This is a genomic window from Mesorhizobium sp. GW821-FHT04C10, from assembly GCF_059420305.1.
Map to the genome: position 1 here is coordinate 3,867,932 of NZ_JBWKTL010000001.1, position 18,206 is coordinate 3,886,137.

Sequence of the window (18,206 nt, forward strand, 5' to 3'; positions counted from 1 at the left end):
TGTTCAGATCCAGCGCCGCACCCGCTTCGCGTAGTCGCGGTATTTCTTGCCGAATTTCGCTGCCAGTATCTTTTCCTCGCCCTCGATCGCCAGTTTCTGGGTGAGGAAGGCGGCGATGAAGGCAAAGAGCAGGAACCAGGCTATCCCCGAGACAAAGGCGACGCCGATCAACAGCAGTGTGTTGGCGAGATACATCGGGTTGCGGGTGACGCCGAAGGGGCCGGTCGTGACGAGATGGTCGGGCACGGCATTGGGATTGAGCGTCGTCCTGGCCCGCATCATGGTGCGGATGGCGGTGAACCAGAGCACGGCGACGCCGAACAATGCCACCCAGCCCGCCGCGAACAGGATGTCGCCCAGGAGATCGCCGATCCAGGGCAGGGGATAGAGCATGCCGAGGATGATGCTGACGGCGATCGCCGCGGTGTAGATAACCGGCGGCCACGGTATCACCCCGGGCTTCGGTTGGGTTTCGGTCATTGTGTTCCTCCCTCATCCATCTTGTCTTCGGTCTGGGCCGTGCAGCTGCCGGCCAGATCGCCCAGATGCGCCCGGAATTCCGCAGTCTGGTCGTTGTTCTCGAGCCGATCAAGCGAGGCTTCGCCCTCGAGCGTCGTCAGCATGCAGCCGCAATAGCTCGAACAGAAGGTTGCGTTGCGCGTCTGCTCGCACGAGCGCTGGCAGGTTTTGAGGAAATTGACCTGCGGGGTTTCGACCTGGGCCGGCATCATTTGCGAGAACAGCCAGACGCAGCCGATCAGCAACGGCTGGTGGATCAGGTAGAAGGCGAGGCTGTGGCGGCCGATGAAGACCAGCGGATTGGCCCAGCGTCCGGGTTTGAGGCTCGCAAGGCGGGCTCGCATGCCGGATGCGGAGGCGAGTTTCGCCACGCCGATGCCGACGAGCACCGCGCCAAACCATGGAAACAGCGGCACATAGTCGTTGGATCGCGGATTGATCGCTGACAGGCCGATCCACCACAGCCAGGGATGATCCAGCGCCTCGAAGCGCAGGTAGATGGGCGCCGCGATGACGAGCGCGGCAATGACAAGAGTCAGCAGCGCGGGTAGCCGCAGGAAGGCAAGGCCGAGCAGGCTGGCGAGCGCGATCTGGTGCAGGATGCCGAAGAAGATGAAGCCGTCAGGCGTGGCGATCCGCGTGACGACCGAAATGGCGATCGCCGCTCCGGCAACCATGGCGAACCGCTTCCAGAAACCGTTCCAGCGGATTTGCCGGCCATGGGCGAGGTACAGGCTGACGCCGACCAGGAACAGGAAGGTCGAGGCAATGCAGCGTGCGTAGATCTTCCACCAGCCGAAAGCGGTGAGGCCCGGATCGGTATAGCCGAAGAATTCCAGGTCCCAGGTGAAATGGTAGCTCGCCATGGCCAGCAGCGCGACGCCGCGCACGATGTCGATGGCGACGATGCGCCTGGATGGCTCCGGAACGGGTACGGTCGGCGTATGGATGGTCATGGTCTCGCGATCTGATTCAGCCCCGCCTGAGGACTATCACGGTTGGACGGGACAGAAGAAGGCCAGGGGGTGGATCAAGCGACGCTTTAGGCCAGAGCCGGGAAGCCTTTGACCGGCTTCGCTTTTGGCCGGTAACGGGTCGGTTTCCTCTTAATCGCCCGGGAGTGACCAAGGCAGATTTGGCTGGTGATTCTGCTTTGGGGAAGCAATGTCCACCCATGTGCGCCATCCGATCTGGCTCCCGGCCCTCAAGGCCGCGGATGCGCGCACCTTCGCCTCGCTCTACGCGGTGGAGTCCTTTGCCCGCGCCACGGTGTCGAGCGTCATCCCGATCCAGGCCTACGAGATCCTGCACAACGAGCAGATCGTCTCGATCCTCTACACCATCGTGGCGCTGCTCGGCCTGTCGGTGACCTTGTTCATGCCGATGCTGATCCGCCGCTTTGCCCGGCGCTGGGTCTATACGGCGGGCGCCTGCCTGCTCGCCATCGGCTCGCTGTTCTTCGTCACCCATACGCTTGCCGGGCAACTGGCCGGGATGCTGTGCCGGGTGATGGGCGCCAGCGCGCTGTCGATCACTCTCAATCTCTACATCATGGACCACATCCGCAAGACCGACTTCATGCAGGCTGAATCGCTGCGCATGGCGTGGTCGATGGTCGCCTGGACCGGCGGTCCGACGCTCGGCATCTTCCTCTATACACGCTTCGGCATCTATGCGGCGCATGGGGCGGTGGCGGTGTTCGCGCTGGCCTTGCTGGCGCTGTTCTGGACCTATCGGCTGGGCGACAACCAGTCGATCCGGCCCGGCAAGACCCGGCCGGCCAATCCGCTCGCCAATATCGGCCGCTTCGTCGCGCAGCCCAGATTGAGGCTCGCCTGGCTGATCGCCTTCGGCCGCTCCTGCTTCTGGACGACGTTCTTCGTCTATGGGCCGCTGTTCATGGTGATCACCGGGCAGGGCGATATCGCCGGCGGCCTCCTTGTCTCGGCCGGCAATGCGCTTTTGTTCATGGCGATCTTCTGGGGCAAGGCTGGAAAACGCTTTGGCGGCCGCCGCACCATGACATTTGCCTATTTCGCCATGTCGGCCATGCTGCTGGCGGCCGGCACGGTGGGCGCGACCGCGCCATTGCTGACCGGCGCTTTCCTGCTTGGTGGCGCGTTCTTTACCATCGCGCTCGATGCCCTGGGCTCGACCGCCTTCATGCGTTCTGTACGATCTTATGAACGGCCGCAGATGGCTGCGGTCTACCGCACCTATCTCGATTTTTCGGAACTCACGCCGCCGCTGGTTTATTCGGTGGTGCTGATCTTCTTCGGGCTGGGCTCGGTGTTTGTCACGCTCAGCCTGCTGGCGGCGGCGTGCGGCTTCGTGACCTGGCGCTATCTGCCGAAGTCGCTGTGAGGATCACGGTGAAAGTGCCGCATGGCGCTCGCGCACCCAGTTGTGGAAGCGGTGCAGTTCATATTCCTCGGGCATCAGCACGCCGGCGGCATGGCGCATCGAGCGCAGGCCTTTCTGGTTGACCTCGCAGATCGCCGCATCCTCCTCCAGCACCTGTGTGCCGAAGGCGATGATGTTGTCGATGTCGGTCGCGGCCAGCGCCTCGGGCGCGAACAGCCATTCGGCGACAAGTTCCGTCTGTTCCGGCCCGAGCGGTACCAGCCGAACGGTCCTGACATAGTCGACATGGCCGACGATGAACATCGAGGGCAGGCTGGTGGCGTAGGTCTGGCCGGCGGCGCGTTCGGCCGGTGTCAATCCCGGGAAGACCGGCCCATGGGTCTTGCCGTCGCTCGACCAGGTTTCGGCGCCCGCCCGCAGACCACCGGAAAACTCCGGCGCGTCATTGTCGGCGTGCCGGGTCCATTCGGGGTCGTCATGCCGGCTCATCAGGCCGCGGCCATAGATCGGCACCAGCCGCGACAGGTCCTTGTGGACGCCCGGACAATGCAGGCACTCGTTGAAGTTCTCCCAAAAGATCTTCCAGTTGCAGTGCATCACCTTGCGCAGCACATGGCCCGCCACCAGCGTTTCCAGAGGCCAGTTGCCGAGATTGCCGGAGGCAGGGTCGAAGGATGCCTGCGCCGAGCCGGCCGCATCCTCCTGCAAATTGATGAACACGAAGCCGCGCCATACCGAGAGTGCGACGCGATAGAGCGGATGGTCGGCCTTGTCGAAGCCGTCCGGCAATGATTTCGACGGCACGCGCACGAGGTCGCCGCGAAGCGAATAGGACCAGGCATGATAGGGGCAGGTGATCAGCCGCGCCTTCAGCCGGCCCTCGCTCTCCTGGCAAAGCTGCGAGCCGCGATGCCGGCACGTGTTGTGGAAGGCACGTAGCGCGCCGGTGTCGTCGCGCAGCACGATGATGTCCTGCGTGCCGATGCGGAATCGGCGGAAGGCCAGCGGCTGGGCAAGATCGGCCTCGCGGCAGACCAGCAGCCAGTTCTTGTACCAGATGGCATCGAGGTCCAGTTGATAGGCCGCTTCATCCCAATAGGCCGATGAGGGCAGGGTGGGTTCGGCCTGGGTCAGGCCGTTATAGGGATCGCGCTCGCTGGCAATGGGCTGCATGGCTGGCTTCCTGTGAAGTGGCCAGCCGACACCCGGCCGGCACAATTGTCAATTGTGGCGCCGATTGATGGCTGATGTGGCCGGCATGGCGTAATCGCGCTGGTTACCGGCGGAATTTGGTTTGCCGGAGGCGATGATTCTGCCTATAGTCGCTGATGTCGTCGGTTCCATTTTGGAGCCAAGAGGGAATGCGGTGCGGGCTGACTTGTTGCCCAATGCCGTTGCTGCCCCCGCAACTGTGTGCGGTAGTCCTCTCCATATGCCACTGAGGATTTGTCTTCGGGAAGGTGGGGAAGGGCGCTGATCCGTGAGCCAGGAGACCTGCCGGCGACAGGAAACTGACTTCGATGCCCTCGGGTGGAGGGTGAAAGGACAAGACATGACTACCGCTTCCGTCTCCCTCGGCGCCTCCGTCTCCTCGCAGTCGCGCTTCATGCAGCTGGCGCTCGCCGCGCTGCTCGGCACCTTCATCATCGGCTTCGTCGGCTTCTCGCACATCGATGCGGTCCACAATGCCGGTCATGACAACCGGCATTCGATGGCGTTTCCCTGCCACTGACGAGGATCTGACATCATGAATCTGTTTCGCAACGTCGTGTTCATCGCGGCGATCGCAGGGCTCGTGGCCGGCGTCGTCCTCGCCTGCATGCAGGCCTATGCCACCGTGCCGCTGATCCTCAAGGCGGAAGTCTACGAACAGGCCGAAGGCGGCCATGACCATGCCGCCGCACCCGCGGCGCCGGCTGATGCCGCCAGCGGCAACGCAATGAGTTCCGCCGCGCCGGCGGCATCGAATGCCATGAGCGCTGCCACCCCGGCTCCGGCCGCCGCGGCTGCTCCGGCCGAAGACGAGGGCTGGGCGCCGGCCGACGGCTTCGAGCGTTTTGCCTTCAACGTGGTTTCCAACGTCGTCACCGGCATCGGTTTCGCGCTGATCCTGGTCGCTGTTTCGGAATTCGCCGGCGGCATCGGCAACTGGCGCCAGGGCGTGTTCTGGGGCCTGGCCGGCTTTGCCGTGTTCACGCTGGCGCCCGGCCTCGGCCTGCCGCCGGAACTGCCCGCCATGCCGGCGGCCGACCTCACGCAGCGGCAGATCTGGTGGGTGGCAACGGTGGTCGCGACCGCCATCGGGCTTGGCCTGATCGCGTTCCGCAAGTCGCTGCCGCTCGCCATCCTTGCCGTGCTGCTGATCGTGGCGCCGCACATTGTCGGCGCGCCGCAGCCCGACAGCTTCGAGACACCGATCCCGGAAGGCCTGCACCACCAGTTCGTGGTGGCGGTGACGCTGACCAGTCTGGTGTTCTGGCTGGTGCTTGGCGCCGTCGTCGGCGTGGTGCGCGGACGCTTCACCGGCACCGCTACCAGCCTGCGCGACAGCTTTGCCTGATCGCGGCAGGCTGACCTTCATCATCGGTGGTGCGCGCTCGGGAAAGAGCGCGCATGCCGAAACCCTGGTGACGGCGTTGCCCTCGCCATGGACCTACATCGCCACCGCGCAAGCCTATGACGACGAGATGCGCGAGCGCATCGCGCTGCATCGGGCGCGGCGCGGCGCGGGCTGGACGACCATCGATGCGCCGCTCGACCTCGCCGGCGCGCTCGAGGCTTTGCCCGATGGCCGGCCGGTGCTGGTCGACTGCCTGACGCTGTGGCTGACCAATCACATGCTGGCAAACCATGACCTTGGGTTTGAATGCCGGCGGCTGGCCGATGTGTTGTCGCGGTCGCGCGGGCCGTGGTTCGTGGTCTCCAACGAAGTCGGGCAAGGCATCGTGCCGGATAATGCGCTGGCGCGCCGGTTTCGTGATGAGGCCGGTCGGCTCAACCAGCAGGTCGCGGCGATCGCCGATACGGTGCTGCTGATGGTGGCGGGGCTGCCGCTCAAGGTGAAATGAGATGACCGATATCGACGGCAAGACCACCGAAGACAGGGACGAAGAGCGCCACCGCGCCAAGATGGCCAAGCGCAAGGCGGTGCAGGACGCCGAGGTGGCCGCCAAGACGATCGAGAAGGGTCTGCTGATCGTCAACACCGGCCCGGGCAAGGGCAAGACGACAGCAGCGTTCGGTTTGGCGCTCCGCATGCTCGGCTATGGCAAGCGCGTCGGCGTCGTCCAGTTCATCAAGGGCAAGTGGCACACGGGCGAGAAGGATGCTTTCGCTGCCTTCGGCGATCGCGTCGTCTGGCACGCAATGGGCGAGGGCTTCACCTGGGAAACGCAGGATCTGAAGCGCGATATCGCCGCTGCCGAAGCCGCCTGGGCCAAGGCGCTGGAGCTGATCGCCGATCCGTCGATCAGCCTTGTCGTGCTCGATGAGCTCAATATCGCATTGCGCTACGACTATCTCGATCTCGACAAGGTGGTTGCAGGGCTGAAAGCGCGTCGCGAGGGCCTGCATGTCGTCGTCACTGGCCGCAACGCCAAGCCGGCGCTGGTCGAAGCGGCCGACCTGGTCACCGAAATGGGTGTGACCAAGCACCACTTTTCGGCGGGCGTGAAAGCCCAGCAAGGGATCGAGTTCTAGAACGCCAGAACCGCGATCACCGAGACCAAGCCGAACAGCGCGATCAGCAGATAGTCGGCGACGCGGTAGAGTTTCAGCGCCCGCCTGATGTCACCGCTGTCGACGTCGCGGCGGCCGCCTTCACCCATGAAGACATCGTCGACCAGCACGCCGCCATAGCTGCGCGGTCCGGCCAGTGCCAGACCGAGCGCGCCCGCCATTGCCGCTTCCGGCCAGCCGGCGTTGGGCGAGCGGTGTTTTTTCGCGTCGCGCCACACCGCATGCCAGGCGCCGCGGGGATCGGCGTCCCTGACCAGGAACGCCGCCAGCACGATCAGCAGCGCCGTCAGCCGAGAGGCCGGCAGGTTGATCCAGTCGTCGAAGCGTGCCGCCGCCCACCCGAAAGCCTCGTGGCGCGGGGTCCGGTGGCCGATCATCGAATCGGCGGTGTTGGCGGCCTTGTAGGCGGCTCCGCCGGCCAGCCCGCCGACACCGGTCCAGAAGGCGGGAGCGACGATGCCGTCGGAAAAATTCTCCGCTAGGCTTTCGATCGCCGCACGGCAGACGGCGGCGCGGTCGAGCGCCTCGGGATCGCGGCCAACGATTCGCGAGACGGCGACACGGCCCATGGCCAGCCCGCCTGTATCGAGCGCGTCGGCGACGGATTCGACATGTTCGTAAAGGCTCTTCTGCGACAGAAGCGATGTCGCCAGAAGGGCGGCAACGACCAGTCCCAGGGGAACGAACCAGAACAGGACAAGCTGTACGCAAAGGCCGATCACCGCCGGCACCAGCACGATGACCAGAAGTGCCTGGACACCGCGTTGGCGACGTAGTGCGTCGGGATCAGTGGCGCGGTTGAGCCTGCGATCGAGAAAGGATATCAGCCTGCCGAACCACGTCACCGGATGGCCGATGGCGCGAAATAGCCAATCCGGGTAACCGAGGGCGAATTCGACGGCCAATGACAGGAAAGCGATCAGGACTGACATGAAGCTTCTTGAAGGAGCGGTGGACCATGGTGGAAGTCTCGGCCGGGCGAGGGTGCTTTTCCCCAACGCCGTATTGCCTTTCGTCGACCTCTCTACCGGTATCAATCCGCTCTCCTACCCGCTTTTCGACCTGCCCGCCACCTCGCTGTGGCGATTGCCGGAAGCCGGGCAGGCCCGTGAACTGACAGAGATAGCGGCCAGGACCTACGGCGTGCCGTCGCCAGCCAACGTCGTCGCTGCGCCCGGCACGCAGATCCTGTTGCCGCGTGTGGCGTCGTGGGTCAGGCCCGGCAAGGCGTTGGTGCTGGGGCCGACCTATGCCGAACATGCGCGTGCCGCGGCGATCGCCGGTCACGAAGTGAGCGAAGTCAGCGATTTCGCGGCGCTGGCGCGGGCCGACCTTGCCATCATCGTCAATCCCAACAATCCCGACGGTCGCGTCATCGAGCGCGACCGGCTGCTGGCGCTGGCCGCCGGGCTGCGTGCAAAAGGCGGGCTGCTGGTCGTCGACGAAGCGTTCATGGATGTCGGCCCGCGCCAGCACAGCCTCGCCGGTGATGTCGATCAAGGCGGCATCGTCGTGCTGCGTTCGTTCGGCAAGTTCTTCGGTCTCGCCGGCCTGCGGCTCGGCTTCGCGCTTTCGGATGCAGCGACGGTGGAATCCCTGGAATCGCAATTCGGGCCATGGGCTGTTGCCGGCCCGGCGCTGGAATACGGCATCCGCGCGCTTGCCGATCTCGGTTGGCAGGAAACGATGCGGGCCTCCCTGGCGGACGCGGCGGCGCGGCTGGACTCATTGTTCGACCGTTTCGGCGTGCCTGTCGCGGGCGGCACCACGTTGTTCCGCTATCTCAGCCTGCCGGATGCCGCCGGCCTGTTTTCAGCGCTTGGCGAGCGTGGCGTCCTGCTTCGGCATTTCTCCGGCCGGCCGCATGTCCTGCGCGCCGGCCTGCCGGGAAGTCAGGAGGAATGGCTGCGGCTCGAATCGGCCCTTGCCGATTGGGCGACGCTGCGCGAGGATCGATCAAGGGGTTTAACACCATGATCCATGTCTGTTCGCTGTCGAAGATCGAGGAAACGGTGGCCAGGACCGGTGCCAAGCGCATGCTGTCGCTGCTCTCCATCGGGACGGATGTGACGCGTCCGGCGTCGATATCGAGGGAAAATCATCTGCATCTGGTAATGCACGATATCGCGGTGGCTCAGGACGACATGACCATGCCGGGCGAGGAGCATGTGCGCACCCTGCTCGATTTCGCACGCGGCTGGGACCGGGCGAAGCCCATGGTCGTGCATTGCTATGCCGGCATCAGCCGCTCGACGGCTTCGGCCTACATCATCGCCGCCGCGCTCGCGCCGAAGCGCGACGAGGTCGAACTGGCCCGGACGCTGCGGACACTGTCGCCCTCGGCGACACCCAATCCGCGCTTGATTGCGGTGGCCGACGCGCTGCTGGAGCGCGATGGCCGCATGATCGAGGCGATCCAGTCGATCGGGCGCGGCGCCGACGCGTTTGAGGGCACGCCGTTCGAGCTGAAGATCGACAGCTAGAGCGGTTCAGCGTTTCACGGAATCGCAGAACCGCTCTAACTATTTGTTTTTACGCAATTCCCAAGGGCAAGCGCTACGCGCTTGTCCCAGGAAAACCGTTACACGCTTTTCCTGGAATTGCCCTAGCCGTGCCCATGCATCGTTGCTGGATTATCGAGTGCCTTCATGCGCCCAATCTTCGTGCCCGTGGCGTACTCGGACAATGAACACGTCGCCGTCGGCTTCGATCTGGTAAACGATAAGATGGGCCTTGAAGGGATGGACGCGCATTGGTGGCGACAATTCAAGCCGCTCCCGCGCCATTCGGGGACTGGCAGCGATCAGGTCGAAGATCGCGAACAACTCGTCATGATATTGTCTGGCCTGTACAGCGCCAAACAGGCGCACCCCTTGCTCGGCAATACCGACGATGTCCTCTTCCGCGGCTAAAGAAAGGCGAAACCCCATTACCCGTTGCCGGGTGACTTTCCAGCGCGTTTGACCGCCTCGGTAAAAAGCGCGTCCTTGGATCGATTGCCGATGCCACTCTTCAAGCCGTCATCGACAAAGCGCTGCATGGCGGCAATCTTGTCGTTGCGCTCCTGATCCCGACGGATCAAATCGCGCACATAGTCGCTCGCGTTGGCGTAGCGACCCGTTTCGGTTTGCGCCTCAACCCAATCCTTCATCGGATCGGGCAATGATACGTTCATTGTTGCCATATTGGCCTCCATATCCCGTCCAGTATGATCTATTTTGGCAAAGTTTGTCAAAATCTCATAAGCGGGAGTCTTTTTTGCGAAGGCGCGATTGTGACCAGGCGGCTACTTCAGCCAATCGGCGAGCTTTGCCTTGCGCACATCCCTGACCAGGCTGATGAAGCCGTCGGCCTGATGCTCCGCGGTCAGCCGGCCTTTTTCCGCCGTGGCGATGCTGGCATTGCCGACCACGCCGTTCGGGTTGAGATCGCCTGCGATCCAGGCAAAGGCATGGGTGCCGGTATGGCGCAGCAGCGAGAATTCCTTCTCGGCCCTGGCGACGTTGGAAACGAAATTCTCGGCCTTGGCCATGTCGACGAGATCCGGCCGGAAGTGCAGCATCAGCGAGGTCTCGACATCGCCGCCATGGATTCCGTGACGATCCTCGAGTTCGGTATACATGCCGGCCGGCCGGCCAAAACGCTGCCAGCTCGTCTTCACCGCCAGCATCTTTTCGCGCACCCGCAATTCGCGCGTGATGATGCCCATGATCTCTTCATTGCCGCCATGCGAATTGACGACGATGAGCTTGCGCGCGCCGGCGCGCGCGATCGACGCGCCAAGTTCGGTCCAGGCCTCGACCAGTGTCGTTGCCGGCAGGGTGAGCGTGCCCGGCGCATGCAGATGCTCGTTCGATTTGCCCACCGCCTGGACCGGCAGGATGCGGATGTCCAGATCGCCGGGCAGGCGGGCGATCACCGTGTCGAGCATGCCGTTCATGATCGAGGTATCGGTCGAGACAGGCAGATGCGGGCCGTGCTGCTCGATCGCCGCCACCGGCAGGACGGCGATCGTCGCCTCCGGATCGATCGAGGCGTATTCTGTGGTCCGGTAGTCACCCCACCAGACGCGTCTTTTTGTATCGTTCATTTTGTGCCTCGACGGAACTGATTTGGCGTCGGCGCTGCCCCTCACCCTTACCCTCTCCCCGTGAAGAACGGGGAGAGGGGGATCGCCAGCGTCGGAGCGCTTCCCTTCTCCCCGTCTCTATACGGGGAGAAGGTGCCGGCAGGCGGATGAGGGGCAGCGCCAACTTCGCGTGACTTTAGACTATTGGACTGTCGATTCGTAGGGTTTCACTAGCGCTTCTTACCCGGCGGCGATGGCTTCGACCTCGACCTTGAATTCGGGGCGGGCAAATCCGGAAACGATCATCAGCGTCGAGGCCGGCGCCGGGCTCGAAAACAGCCGGTCGCGCACGTCCATATAGGGCCGCAGGTGCGCGCGGTCGGTGACGTAGGCGTTGATGCGCACGATATCCCCAAGTCCCATCCCGGCCTCTCCAAGAATCGCCTCGATGTTGCGGAAGCAGAGCTCGGCCTGGGCGCCGGCATCCTCGGGGATCTGGTCGTCCGCCGTGATGGCGACCTGGCCCGAGCACAGCACCAGCCGCTTGCCGGCGGGCACTTCGACGCCGTGGCTGTAGCGGGCAAAGGGAGGCTTGATCGACTTGGGTGTGAGGAATCTGAACATGGCAATCTCCTGGATACCGCCAGCCTAAGGCCGTATTCACTACAGCTTCAAGATGGCCCGGGATGGCGCCGGTGCGATTGTGGACAGGCGTTCAAAAAATAGGCACGATGCCTCCGGTGCAGCACGACCTTTCCGGCTTTCGCAGATGGCTGTGGTGCAGGCGGGCGGGTCCCGGCGCGAGACGCCGGTGGCATGTGTCTTGCTTCTTGAATCTTTGGTGTCGAGCCTGGCGCGAGGCGCGCCGGAGCAAACAAAGGGTGGTTGTCGATGTACGCAAAACAGAAGACCTCGGTGGCGGTGGTGGCCTTGCTTGCCGCCAGCACACTGGGGGCCGCGGCGAATGAAAAGGTGACCTTCGGCACCAACTGGCTGGCCGAGCCGGAACATGGCGGATACTACCAGGCCGTGGCGGACGGCACCTATGCCGCTTGCGGCCTCGACGTCACCATCATGCAGGGCGGTCCGCAGGTCGCTGGCCGGCCGATGCTGCTGGCCGGCAAGCTCGATTTCTACATGGGCGGCAATCTGCTGTCGGCCTTCGATGCCGTCCAGCAAGGCATCCCGATGCGCGTCGTGGCCGCCGATTTCCAGAAGGATCCGCAGGTCATCATGTCCCACCCCGGCGAGGGGCTGGACAAATGGGAGGACCTGAAGAACGCCGACCAGTACATTCTTGGCGACGAAGGCGTGCAGACCTTCTTCCAGTGGATGGTCACGGCGCTCGGCTTCGACGCCGCCAAGCGCGCGCCCTACACCTACAACACCGCTCCTTTCATCGCCAACAAGAAGTCGATCCAGCAGGGCTACGTCACCTCGGAGCCGTTCGCCGTCAAGAAGGAAGGCGGCTTCGTGCCGAACCAGTTCCTGCTCGCCGACTATGGCTGGGACACCTACTCGACGACGATCGAGGTGATGCAGGACACGATCGACAAGAAGCCGGAGGTGGTCCAGTGCTTCGTCGATGGCTCGGCCAAGGGCTGGTACAAGTACCTCTACGGCGACAACAAGGCCGCCAACGAAATGATCAAGAAAGACAATCCCGACATGACGGACGAGCAGATCGCTTTCTCGATCGAGCAGATGAAGAAGTTCGGCCTCGCCGATTCCGGCGACACCGAGAAGCTCGGCATCGGCGCCATGACCGACGCGCGCATCAAGAGTTTTTACGACAAGATGGTCAAGGCCAAGGTCACGCCTGAAGGCATCGACATCACCAAGGGCTACACGCTGGCCTTCGTCAACAAAGGCGTCGGGCTCGAGCTGAAGAAATAGGCCAGCCTGGGCATGATAGGGGAAAAGGTGGCGCAAGCGCCGGCATCGGATATCGCTCCGACCTTGCTGGCGCTGCGCGGCGTCGGCAAGGTCTTTTCCAATGGCGTGACGGCGCTGAGCGATGTCGGCCTGACGATCCGGGAAGGCGATTTCCTCAGCCTGCTCGGGCCGTCCGGCTGCGGCAAGTCAACGGCGCTGCGGCTGATCGCCGGCCTGTCGACACCGACCTCCGGCGTGCTCGACTGGCGCGGTGGCGGTTCGTTCGACCGCGCCAATATCGGCTTCGTCTTCCAGGAGCCGACGCTGCTGCCCTGGGCCAGCGTCTTCGACAATGTCTGGCTGCCGCTGAGGCTGAAGGGCATTTCCCGCGCCAAGGCTGCCCCGGCGATACATGAGATGCTGGCGCGGGTTCACCTGACCGGCTTCGAGAATGCCGTGCCGCGCGAACTGTCCGGTGGCATGAAGATGCGTGTGTCCATCGCGCGGGCCATGGTGACAAAGCCGCGCGTGCTGTTGATGGACGAACCGTTCGCGGCACTGGACGAGATCACCCGCTTCAAGCTCAACAACGATCTGCTGGAGCTTTGGCAGGACGAACGCTTCACCGTCGTCTTCGTCACCCACAGCGTCTTTGAGAGCGTGTTCCTTTCCAACCGCGTCGTCGTGATGGCGGCGCGGCCGGGCCGGGTCTTCGACGAACTTGCCATCGAGGCCTCCTATCCGCGCGACGAGGCGTTTCGCACCTCGCCGGCCTATGCAGCCCTTTGCCGGCAAGCCTCGGACGTGCTGGTCAACGCCATAAATTCAACAGCGGGCTCGCATCATGACGGTCATTGACGGCACGTTGAAACTCGACCCCGAGGAAGCGCGCCGGGTGCGCCAGGAGCGGCTCGAGCGAGTCGGCCGTTGGGTACTGCCGCTGGCGATCATGATCCTGGCGATCTGGCTGTGGGACCGCATCTGCGTCTGGAACGAGATCCCGCAATATATCCTGCCGCGCCCCGGCGTGGTGCTGCAGACGCTCTACAACGATGCCGGCCTGCTGTTCTCCTCGTTGCTGGTCACGTTGCGCATCACCTTCCTCAGCCTTGCCCTGGCCGTCATCGGCGGTGTTGGATTGTCGGTGCTGTTCGCGCAGTCGAAATGGGTGGAGATGTCGTTCTTCCCCTTCGCCATCGTGTTGCAGGTGACGCCGATCGTGGCGATCTTTCCGCTGATCAACATCTATGTGAACAACCAGACGACCAAGCTTCTGCTCTGCGCCTGGATCGTCGCCTTCTTCCCGATCCTGTCCAACACCACGCTTGGCCTGAACTCCGTCGACCGCAATCTGCGCGACCTGTTCAAGCTCAACGGCGCGACGCGCTGGCAGCAATTGCGCTATCTCAGGCTGCCGGCGGCGATGCCGTATTTCCTCGGTGGGCTGAAGATCGCCGGCGGCCTGTCGCTGATCGGTGCCGTGGTGGCCGAGTTCGTCGCCGGCACCACCGGCCAGTCGTCGGGTCTTGCCTCGCGCATCATCGAGGCCGGCTACCGGCTGAACGCGCCAAGGCTCTTCGCGGCGCTGTTCCTGATCTCGCTGACCGGCATCCTGATCTTCCTCGTGCTGTCGCTGATTTCGCATCTCATTCTGCGGCGCTGGCACGAAAGCGCGCTGAAGCAGGAGCGGTAGGTCCTTGATTCCGAACACAGGTTCATACCATCTCGCCAACGCTCGCGTTCATGCGTCGCTGACGCCCGGATTTGTCGCGCCCTTCGACGGCGATGGCTTTGCGCTCGCCGATATTTCTGTCGCCGACGACAAGATTTCCAGCATCGCCGCGCATGGCCGATCGAAGGCGCCTGCCGATGCGATCGACCTCCACGGCCGCATCATCCTGCCCTGTTTCGTCGACTGCCATACGCATATCGACAAGGGCCATATCTGGCCGCGAAAACCCAATCCCGACGGCACTTTCATGGGAGCCCTGAACGCCACCGGCGCCGATCGCGTCGCGCGCTGGAGCGCGCAGGACGTGGCGCGGCGCATGGACTTTTCACTGCGCTCGGCCTATGCGCATGGCACCAGGGCGCTGCGCACCCATCTCGACAGCGTCGCGCCGCAGGAGGAAATCTCCTGGCCGGTGTTCGAGACGATGCGCGAGACATGGCGCGGCCGCATCGAGTTGCAGGGCGCCTGCCTGCTCGGCATCGAGGGCGTGCGCGACAAGAAATGGTTCGACAGGCTGGCGAAGCGGGTGGCCGCCGCCAAGGGTGTGCTCGGCGTCGTCACCTATATGGTGCCGGATCTGGAAGAGCTGCTGGACCACGTTTTCGCGCAGGCGATCAAGCATGGACTCGACCTCGATTTCCATGCCGACGAGACCGACGACATTGCCGCCATCTCGCTGAAGAAGATCGCCGAGGCAGCGCTTTGGAGCGGCTTCGAGGGCAATATCCTCGTCGGCCATTGCTGCTCGCTGGCACGGCAGCCCGATCTCGAGGTTCTGGACACGCTGGACAAGGTGGCGAAGGCCGGGTTGGCGATTGTTTCTCTGCCGATGTGCAATCTCTATCTGCAGGATCGGCGTGGCGACGCCACCACGCCGCGCTGGCGCGGCGTCACGCTGCTGCATGAGATGAAGGCGAGGGGCATTCCGGTGTCAGTCGCTTCCGACAATACACGCGATCCCTTTTATGCCTATGGCGACCTCGACATGCTGGAGGTCTACCGCATGGCGACGCGCATCCTGCATTTCGATCATCCCGTTGCCGACTGGCCGCAAGCGGTCACCTCGACGCCGGCCAAGGTGATGCGGCTTGATGGTCTAGGCACGCTTGCCGCCGGCGGCGGTGCCGATTTCATTCTGTTCAAAGGTCGTAGCTGGACGGAATTGCTGTCGCGGCCCGAATCGGATCGCATCGTCGTGCGCGCCGGACGCGCGATCGAGCGGCAATTGCCCGACTATGCCGAGCTCGACGAACTGATGGTGGAATGATGGACGTTTCGGCGCTCAAACGCGATCTCGACGGGATAAAGCTCGACGATAATCCGGCCATCGTCCAGCAGAAGAGCCGCGACTTCTACTGGTACAGCCCGGTGCTGAAGCGGCAGCTCGACCATGTCACCGGCGACCTGATTGTGACGCCAAGAACCGAGGCCGAACTGATCCGCGTGCTGGCCGCCTGTCATCGGCATGGCGTGCCGGTGACGCCGCGCGGCAGCGGCACGGGCAATTACGGACAGGCAATGCCGCTGTCGGGCGGTGTCGTGCTCAATCTCGCAGAGATGAACGAGATCAAGTCGATCGCGCCGGGGCGCGTGGTGACGGGGCCGGGCGCGGTGCTGGCCGACATCGACAAGGCGACGCGGGCGCAGTCCGGCCAGGAACTCAGGCTCTCGCCCTCGACCTACAATACGGCTTCGATCGGCGGCTTCATCGCCGGCGGTTCGGGCGGCGTCGGCTCGATCAATTTCGGCGGGTTGCGCGATTTCGGCAATGTGCTTCGCCTGCGCGTGGTGACGATGGAGGCCGAGCCGAAAGCGCTCGAACTCACCGGCGAGGATTTGCACAAGGTGACCCATGCCTACGGCACCAATGGCATCATCACGGAGGTCGAGATGCCACTGACCGCGGCCTATGAGTGGGTCGATGTCATTGTCGGCTTCGATGCCTTCATGGACGCGGCGCGCTACGGCAATGCGCTGGCGTGCCAGGACGGGATCCTGACCAAGCTGATCACCCCGATTGCCGCACCCGTGCCGCGGCTCTATTTCAAGCGGCACCAGAAGTTTTTCAGGGAGGGTCAAAGCATCTGCGTCGTCATGGTGGCGCAGCATGGGCTGGATGCCTTCCTTGCCTTCACCCGGCGCGCCGGCGGCGAGCTGATCCTCAACGCGGCCACAGCGACGCCGGAGGAGAAAAAAGGCCTGCCGCCGGCCTATGAGCTGGCCTGGAACCACACCACGCTCAGGGCACTGCGTGTCGATCCCGACATCACCTATCTGCAATCGCTCTATCCCTTTCCCAACCAGTTGGCGCTGGTCGAGAAAATGGATGCGATGTTTCCGGACGAAGTATTTTCGCATCTCGAATTCGTGCGGCTCGACGGCAACATCACCTGTTTCGGCCTGCCATTGGTGAAGTTCACCACCGAGGCGCGGCTCGACGAGATCGTGCGGCTGCATGAGGAGAATGGCTGCCCGATCTTCAATCCGCACCGCTACACGCTGGAGGAGGGCGGCATGAAGCAGACGGATGCCGTGCAGCTCGCCTTCAAGCGCGAGACGGACCCGCAAGGCCTGCTCAACCCCGGCAAGATGATCGCCTGGGAAAATCCGGACTACGACTATCGTTCGGGGCGAACCTTCTTGTTCAAGGGGCTGCAAAAGGCAGGCTGATGAACATCCTCGTCCTCTACGCCCATCCGGTCGAGACCAGCTTCAATGCCGGCCTGCACCGGTTGGTCGTCGAGCGGCTGATGGCGGCGGGCCATACGATCGATGATTGCGACCTCTACGCCGAGAATTTCGATCCAAGGCTGACGCGCCAGGAGAGGCTGGACTATCACGACCAGCGCGGCTCCGCGGACCCCGCGGCGCCCTATGTCGAACGTCTGCTGCGGGCCGATGCGCTGGTGCTTTCCTATCCGGTGTGGAACTACGGCTTCCCGGCGATCCTGAAGGGCTTCTTCGATCGCGTCTTCCTGCCTGGCGTGTCGTTCAAGCTGGTCGACGGCAAGGTGCAGCCGTCGCTGCACAACATCAGGAAGGTCGCGGCCGTCACCACCTATGGCGGCAGCCGGTTTCGCGCCGTGCTGATGGGCGATCCGCCGCGCAGGCTGATCAAGCGCATGCTGCGCGCGACGGTAAAGCCCGGCGCGCCGGTGACTTATCTCGCGCACTACGCGATGAACCTGTCGACCGATGAAACACGGAAGTCGTTCATGACGAAGGTCGCGGCGAGCATGGATGCGTTCTGATGCGGGTCCTCGTGGTCTATTGCCATCCGGTGCCGGAGAGTTTTTGCGCAGCGGTCCGCGACACCGCTCTCGATGTGCTGAAGGCAAGGGGCTGGGAGGTACGGCTGCTCGATCTCTATGCCGAGAAATTCGATCCGGTGATGGGTTGCGACGAGCGGCGTACCTACAATGACCAGGCGCCGCGCGATCCCGCGCTGAAGCCGCATTTCGAACTGCTCGCCTGGGCTGAAGCGATCCTGTTCGTCTATCCGACCTGGTGGTACGGGCTGCCGGCGATGCTGAAGGGCTGGCTTGACCGGGTGTGGGCGACCGATGTCGCCTTCAAGCTGCCGGCGGGCAAGGGGCGGATCACATCGCTGATGAGGCATGTCACCAAGGTCGGCGTCATCACCACCTGCGGCGCGCCGACCTGGTGGAGCGTCGTCGTCGGACAGCCGGGACGCAAGACCTTGTTGCGCGGCATGCGGGCGCTGTGCGCGACACGCTGCAAGACGTTTTTCCTGGCGCATTATCTGATGGATGCCTCGACGCCGGCAACGAGAGCGGCGTTTCTGGCAAAGGTGCGGGCGAAGCTGGAAAGGTTTTGAAGGATGCGCGACTTTCCCTTCTCCCCCTTGTGGGAGAAGGTGGCCTCGCGAAGCGAGGTCGGATGAGGGGT

Annotated in this window: 22 protein-coding genes and 1 riboswitch; of the genes, 14 read left to right on the forward strand and 8 right to left on the reverse strand. The window is 63.7% G+C overall.

All coding sequences use genetic code 11. From position 1 onward, the window contains the following. Nucleotides 1–3: 3 nt before the first annotated feature. Nucleotides 4–480 (reverse strand): methyltransferase family protein, encoded by a 477-nt coding sequence (locus AC07UC_RS18690; protein WP_202321768.1) that lies wholly within the window; start codon nucleotides 478–480, stop codon nucleotides 4–6. Beyond that, nucleotides 477–1,475, reverse strand: a complete 999-nt coding sequence (locus AC07UC_RS18695) for a heparan-alpha-glucosaminide N-acetyltransferase (RefSeq protein WP_494907004.1) — start codon at nucleotides 1,473–1,475, stop codon at nucleotides 477–479. Before AC07UC_RS18695 ends, AC07UC_RS18690 begins: the two co-directional genes overlap by 4 nt. A 208-nt stretch (nucleotides 1,476–1,683) precedes the next feature. On the opposite strand from AC07UC_RS18695, the gene AC07UC_RS18700 reads away from it, so the two are divergent. Then, nucleotides 1,684–2,883: an MFS transporter gene (locus AC07UC_RS18700; RefSeq protein WP_140772871.1), complete on the forward strand. Its 1,200-nt coding sequence runs from the start codon at nucleotides 1,684–1,686 to the stop codon at nucleotides 2,881–2,883. A gap of 3 nt (nucleotides 2,884–2,886) precedes the next feature. Here the strand turns inward: AC07UC_RS18700 and AC07UC_RS18705 are convergent, their stop codons facing one another. Then, entirely contained in the window at nucleotides 2,887–4,056 is a 1,170-nt protein-coding gene (locus AC07UC_RS18705) for an aromatic ring-hydroxylating oxygenase subunit alpha (RefSeq protein ID WP_494907005.1), read from the reverse strand. A gap of 145 nt (nucleotides 4,057–4,201) precedes the next feature. After that, nucleotides 4,202–4,399, forward strand: a riboswitch (cobalamin riboswitch). Nucleotides 4,400–4,435: 36 nt separating this feature from the next. On the opposite strand from AC07UC_RS18705, the gene AC07UC_RS18710 reads away from it, so the two are divergent. The 4 genes from AC07UC_RS18710 to cobO are packed head-to-tail and all read left to right on the forward strand — an operon-like array spanning nucleotide 4,436 to nucleotide 6,582. Further along, entirely contained in the window at nucleotides 4,436–4,615 is a 180-nt protein-coding gene (locus AC07UC_RS18710) for a CbtB domain-containing protein (RefSeq protein ID WP_027029535.1), read from the forward strand. Between the two features lie 15 nt (nucleotides 4,616–4,630). Beyond that, entirely contained in the window at nucleotides 4,631–5,443 is an 813-nt protein-coding gene (locus AC07UC_RS18715; RefSeq protein WP_494907006.1) for a CbtA family protein, read from the forward strand. Then, nucleotides 5,436–5,951: a bifunctional adenosylcobinamide kinase/adenosylcobinamide-phosphate guanylyltransferase gene (gene cobU, locus AC07UC_RS18720; protein ID WP_494907007.1), complete on the forward strand. Its 516-nt coding sequence runs from the start codon at nucleotides 5,436–5,438 to the stop codon at nucleotides 5,949–5,951. Before AC07UC_RS18715 ends, cobU begins: the two co-directional genes overlap by 8 nt. Nucleotide 5,952: 1 nt before the next feature. Next, nucleotides 5,953–6,582, forward strand: coding sequence for a cob(I)yrinic acid a,c-diamide adenosyltransferase (gene cobO, locus AC07UC_RS18725; protein ID WP_202321773.1), 630 nt, complete (start codon nucleotides 5,953–5,955; stop codon nucleotides 6,580–6,582). Here cobO and cbiB read toward each other — a convergent pair. After that, nucleotides 6,579–7,553 (reverse strand): adenosylcobinamide-phosphate synthase CbiB, encoded by a 975-nt coding sequence (gene cbiB / locus AC07UC_RS18730; RefSeq protein WP_494907008.1) that lies wholly within the window; start codon nucleotides 7,551–7,553, stop codon nucleotides 6,579–6,581. The two genes, cobO and cbiB, sit on opposite strands and share 4 nt — an antisense overlap. Between cbiB and cobD the strand changes: the two genes are divergently transcribed. Continuing rightward, nucleotides 7,552–8,598: a threonine-phosphate decarboxylase CobD gene (gene cobD / locus AC07UC_RS18735; RefSeq protein ID WP_494907009.1), complete on the forward strand. Its 1,047-nt coding sequence runs from the start codon at nucleotides 7,552–7,554 to the stop codon at nucleotides 8,596–8,598. The two genes, cbiB and cobD, sit on opposite strands and share 2 nt — an antisense overlap. Next, a complete protein-coding gene (locus AC07UC_RS18740; RefSeq protein ID WP_494907010.1) occupies nucleotides 8,595–9,104 on the forward strand; it encodes a tyrosine phosphatase family protein in 510 nt (169 codons plus the stop codon). The genes cobD and AC07UC_RS18740 overlap by 4 nt, the downstream gene beginning before the upstream one ends. Nucleotides 9,105–9,254: 150 nt before the next feature. On the opposite strand, the gene AC07UC_RS18745 is transcribed toward AC07UC_RS18740, so the two are convergent. The 4 genes from AC07UC_RS18745 to AC07UC_RS18760 all read right to left on the reverse strand — a co-directional run bounded on the left by AC07UC_RS18745 (nucleotide 9,255) and on the right by AC07UC_RS18760 (nucleotide 11,314). Then, nucleotides 9,255–9,551, reverse strand: a complete 297-nt coding sequence (locus AC07UC_RS18745) for a type II toxin-antitoxin system RelE/ParE family toxin (protein ID WP_140772889.1) — start codon at nucleotides 9,549–9,551, stop codon at nucleotides 9,255–9,257. Then, complete coding sequence (locus tag AC07UC_RS18750; RefSeq protein WP_140773917.1) at nucleotides 9,551–9,805, reverse strand: type II toxin-antitoxin system ParD family antitoxin; 255 nt, start codon at nucleotides 9,803–9,805, stop codon at nucleotides 9,551–9,553. Before AC07UC_RS18750 ends, AC07UC_RS18745 begins: the two co-directional genes overlap by 1 nt. Nucleotides 9,806–9,907: 102 nt before the next feature. Continuing rightward, nucleotides 9,908–10,711, reverse strand: a complete 804-nt coding sequence (locus tag AC07UC_RS18755) for a creatininase family protein (protein WP_494907011.1) — start codon at nucleotides 10,709–10,711, stop codon at nucleotides 9,908–9,910. 219 nt (nucleotides 10,712–10,930) lie between these two features. After that, nucleotides 10,931–11,314, reverse strand: a complete 384-nt coding sequence (locus tag AC07UC_RS18760) for a RidA family protein (protein WP_140772893.1) — start codon at nucleotides 11,312–11,314, stop codon at nucleotides 10,931–10,933. A 267-nt stretch (nucleotides 11,315–11,581) separates the two neighbouring features. Here AC07UC_RS18760 and AC07UC_RS18765 point away from each other — a divergent pair, with 267 nt between their 5' ends. Genes AC07UC_RS18765 through AC07UC_RS18795 form a run of 7 tightly spaced genes read left to right on the forward strand, consistent with a single transcriptional unit; the run spans nucleotide 11,582 to nucleotide 18,135 of the window. Then, nucleotides 11,582–12,586: an ABC transporter substrate-binding protein gene (locus tag AC07UC_RS18765; RefSeq protein ID WP_494907012.1), complete on the forward strand. Its 1,005-nt coding sequence runs from the start codon at nucleotides 11,582–11,584 to the stop codon at nucleotides 12,584–12,586. Nucleotides 12,587–12,598: 12 nt separating this feature from the next. Then, a complete protein-coding gene (locus AC07UC_RS18770) occupies nucleotides 12,599–13,423 on the forward strand; it encodes an ABC transporter ATP-binding protein (protein WP_494907013.1) in 825 nt (274 codons plus the stop codon). Next, nucleotides 13,410–14,258, forward strand: a complete 849-nt coding sequence (locus AC07UC_RS18775; RefSeq protein ID WP_202321780.1) for an ABC transporter permease — start codon at nucleotides 13,410–13,412, stop codon at nucleotides 14,256–14,258. Before AC07UC_RS18770 ends, AC07UC_RS18775 begins: the two co-directional genes overlap by 14 nt. A 4-nt stretch (nucleotides 14,259–14,262) precedes the next feature. After that, nucleotides 14,263–15,564, forward strand: coding sequence for a cytosine deaminase (locus tag AC07UC_RS18780; protein WP_494907014.1), 1,302 nt, complete (start codon nucleotides 14,263–14,265; stop codon nucleotides 15,562–15,564). Next, entirely contained in the window at nucleotides 15,564–16,967 is a 1,404-nt protein-coding gene (locus AC07UC_RS18785) for an FAD-binding oxidoreductase (RefSeq protein ID WP_494908962.1), read from the forward strand. Before AC07UC_RS18780 ends, AC07UC_RS18785 begins: the two co-directional genes overlap by 1 nt. Continuing rightward, on the forward strand, nucleotides 16,967–17,548 hold the full coding sequence (locus AC07UC_RS18790; RefSeq protein ID WP_494907015.1) for an NAD(P)H-dependent oxidoreductase: 582 nt from the start codon (nucleotides 16,967–16,969) through the stop codon (nucleotides 17,546–17,548). The genes AC07UC_RS18785 and AC07UC_RS18790 overlap by 1 nt, the downstream gene beginning before the upstream one ends. Next, complete coding sequence (locus AC07UC_RS18795) at nucleotides 17,548–18,135, forward strand: NAD(P)H-dependent oxidoreductase (RefSeq protein ID WP_202321783.1); 588 nt, start codon at nucleotides 17,548–17,550, stop codon at nucleotides 18,133–18,135. The genes AC07UC_RS18790 and AC07UC_RS18795 overlap by 1 nt, the downstream gene beginning before the upstream one ends. Nucleotides 18,136–18,206 lie beyond the last annotated feature (71 nt).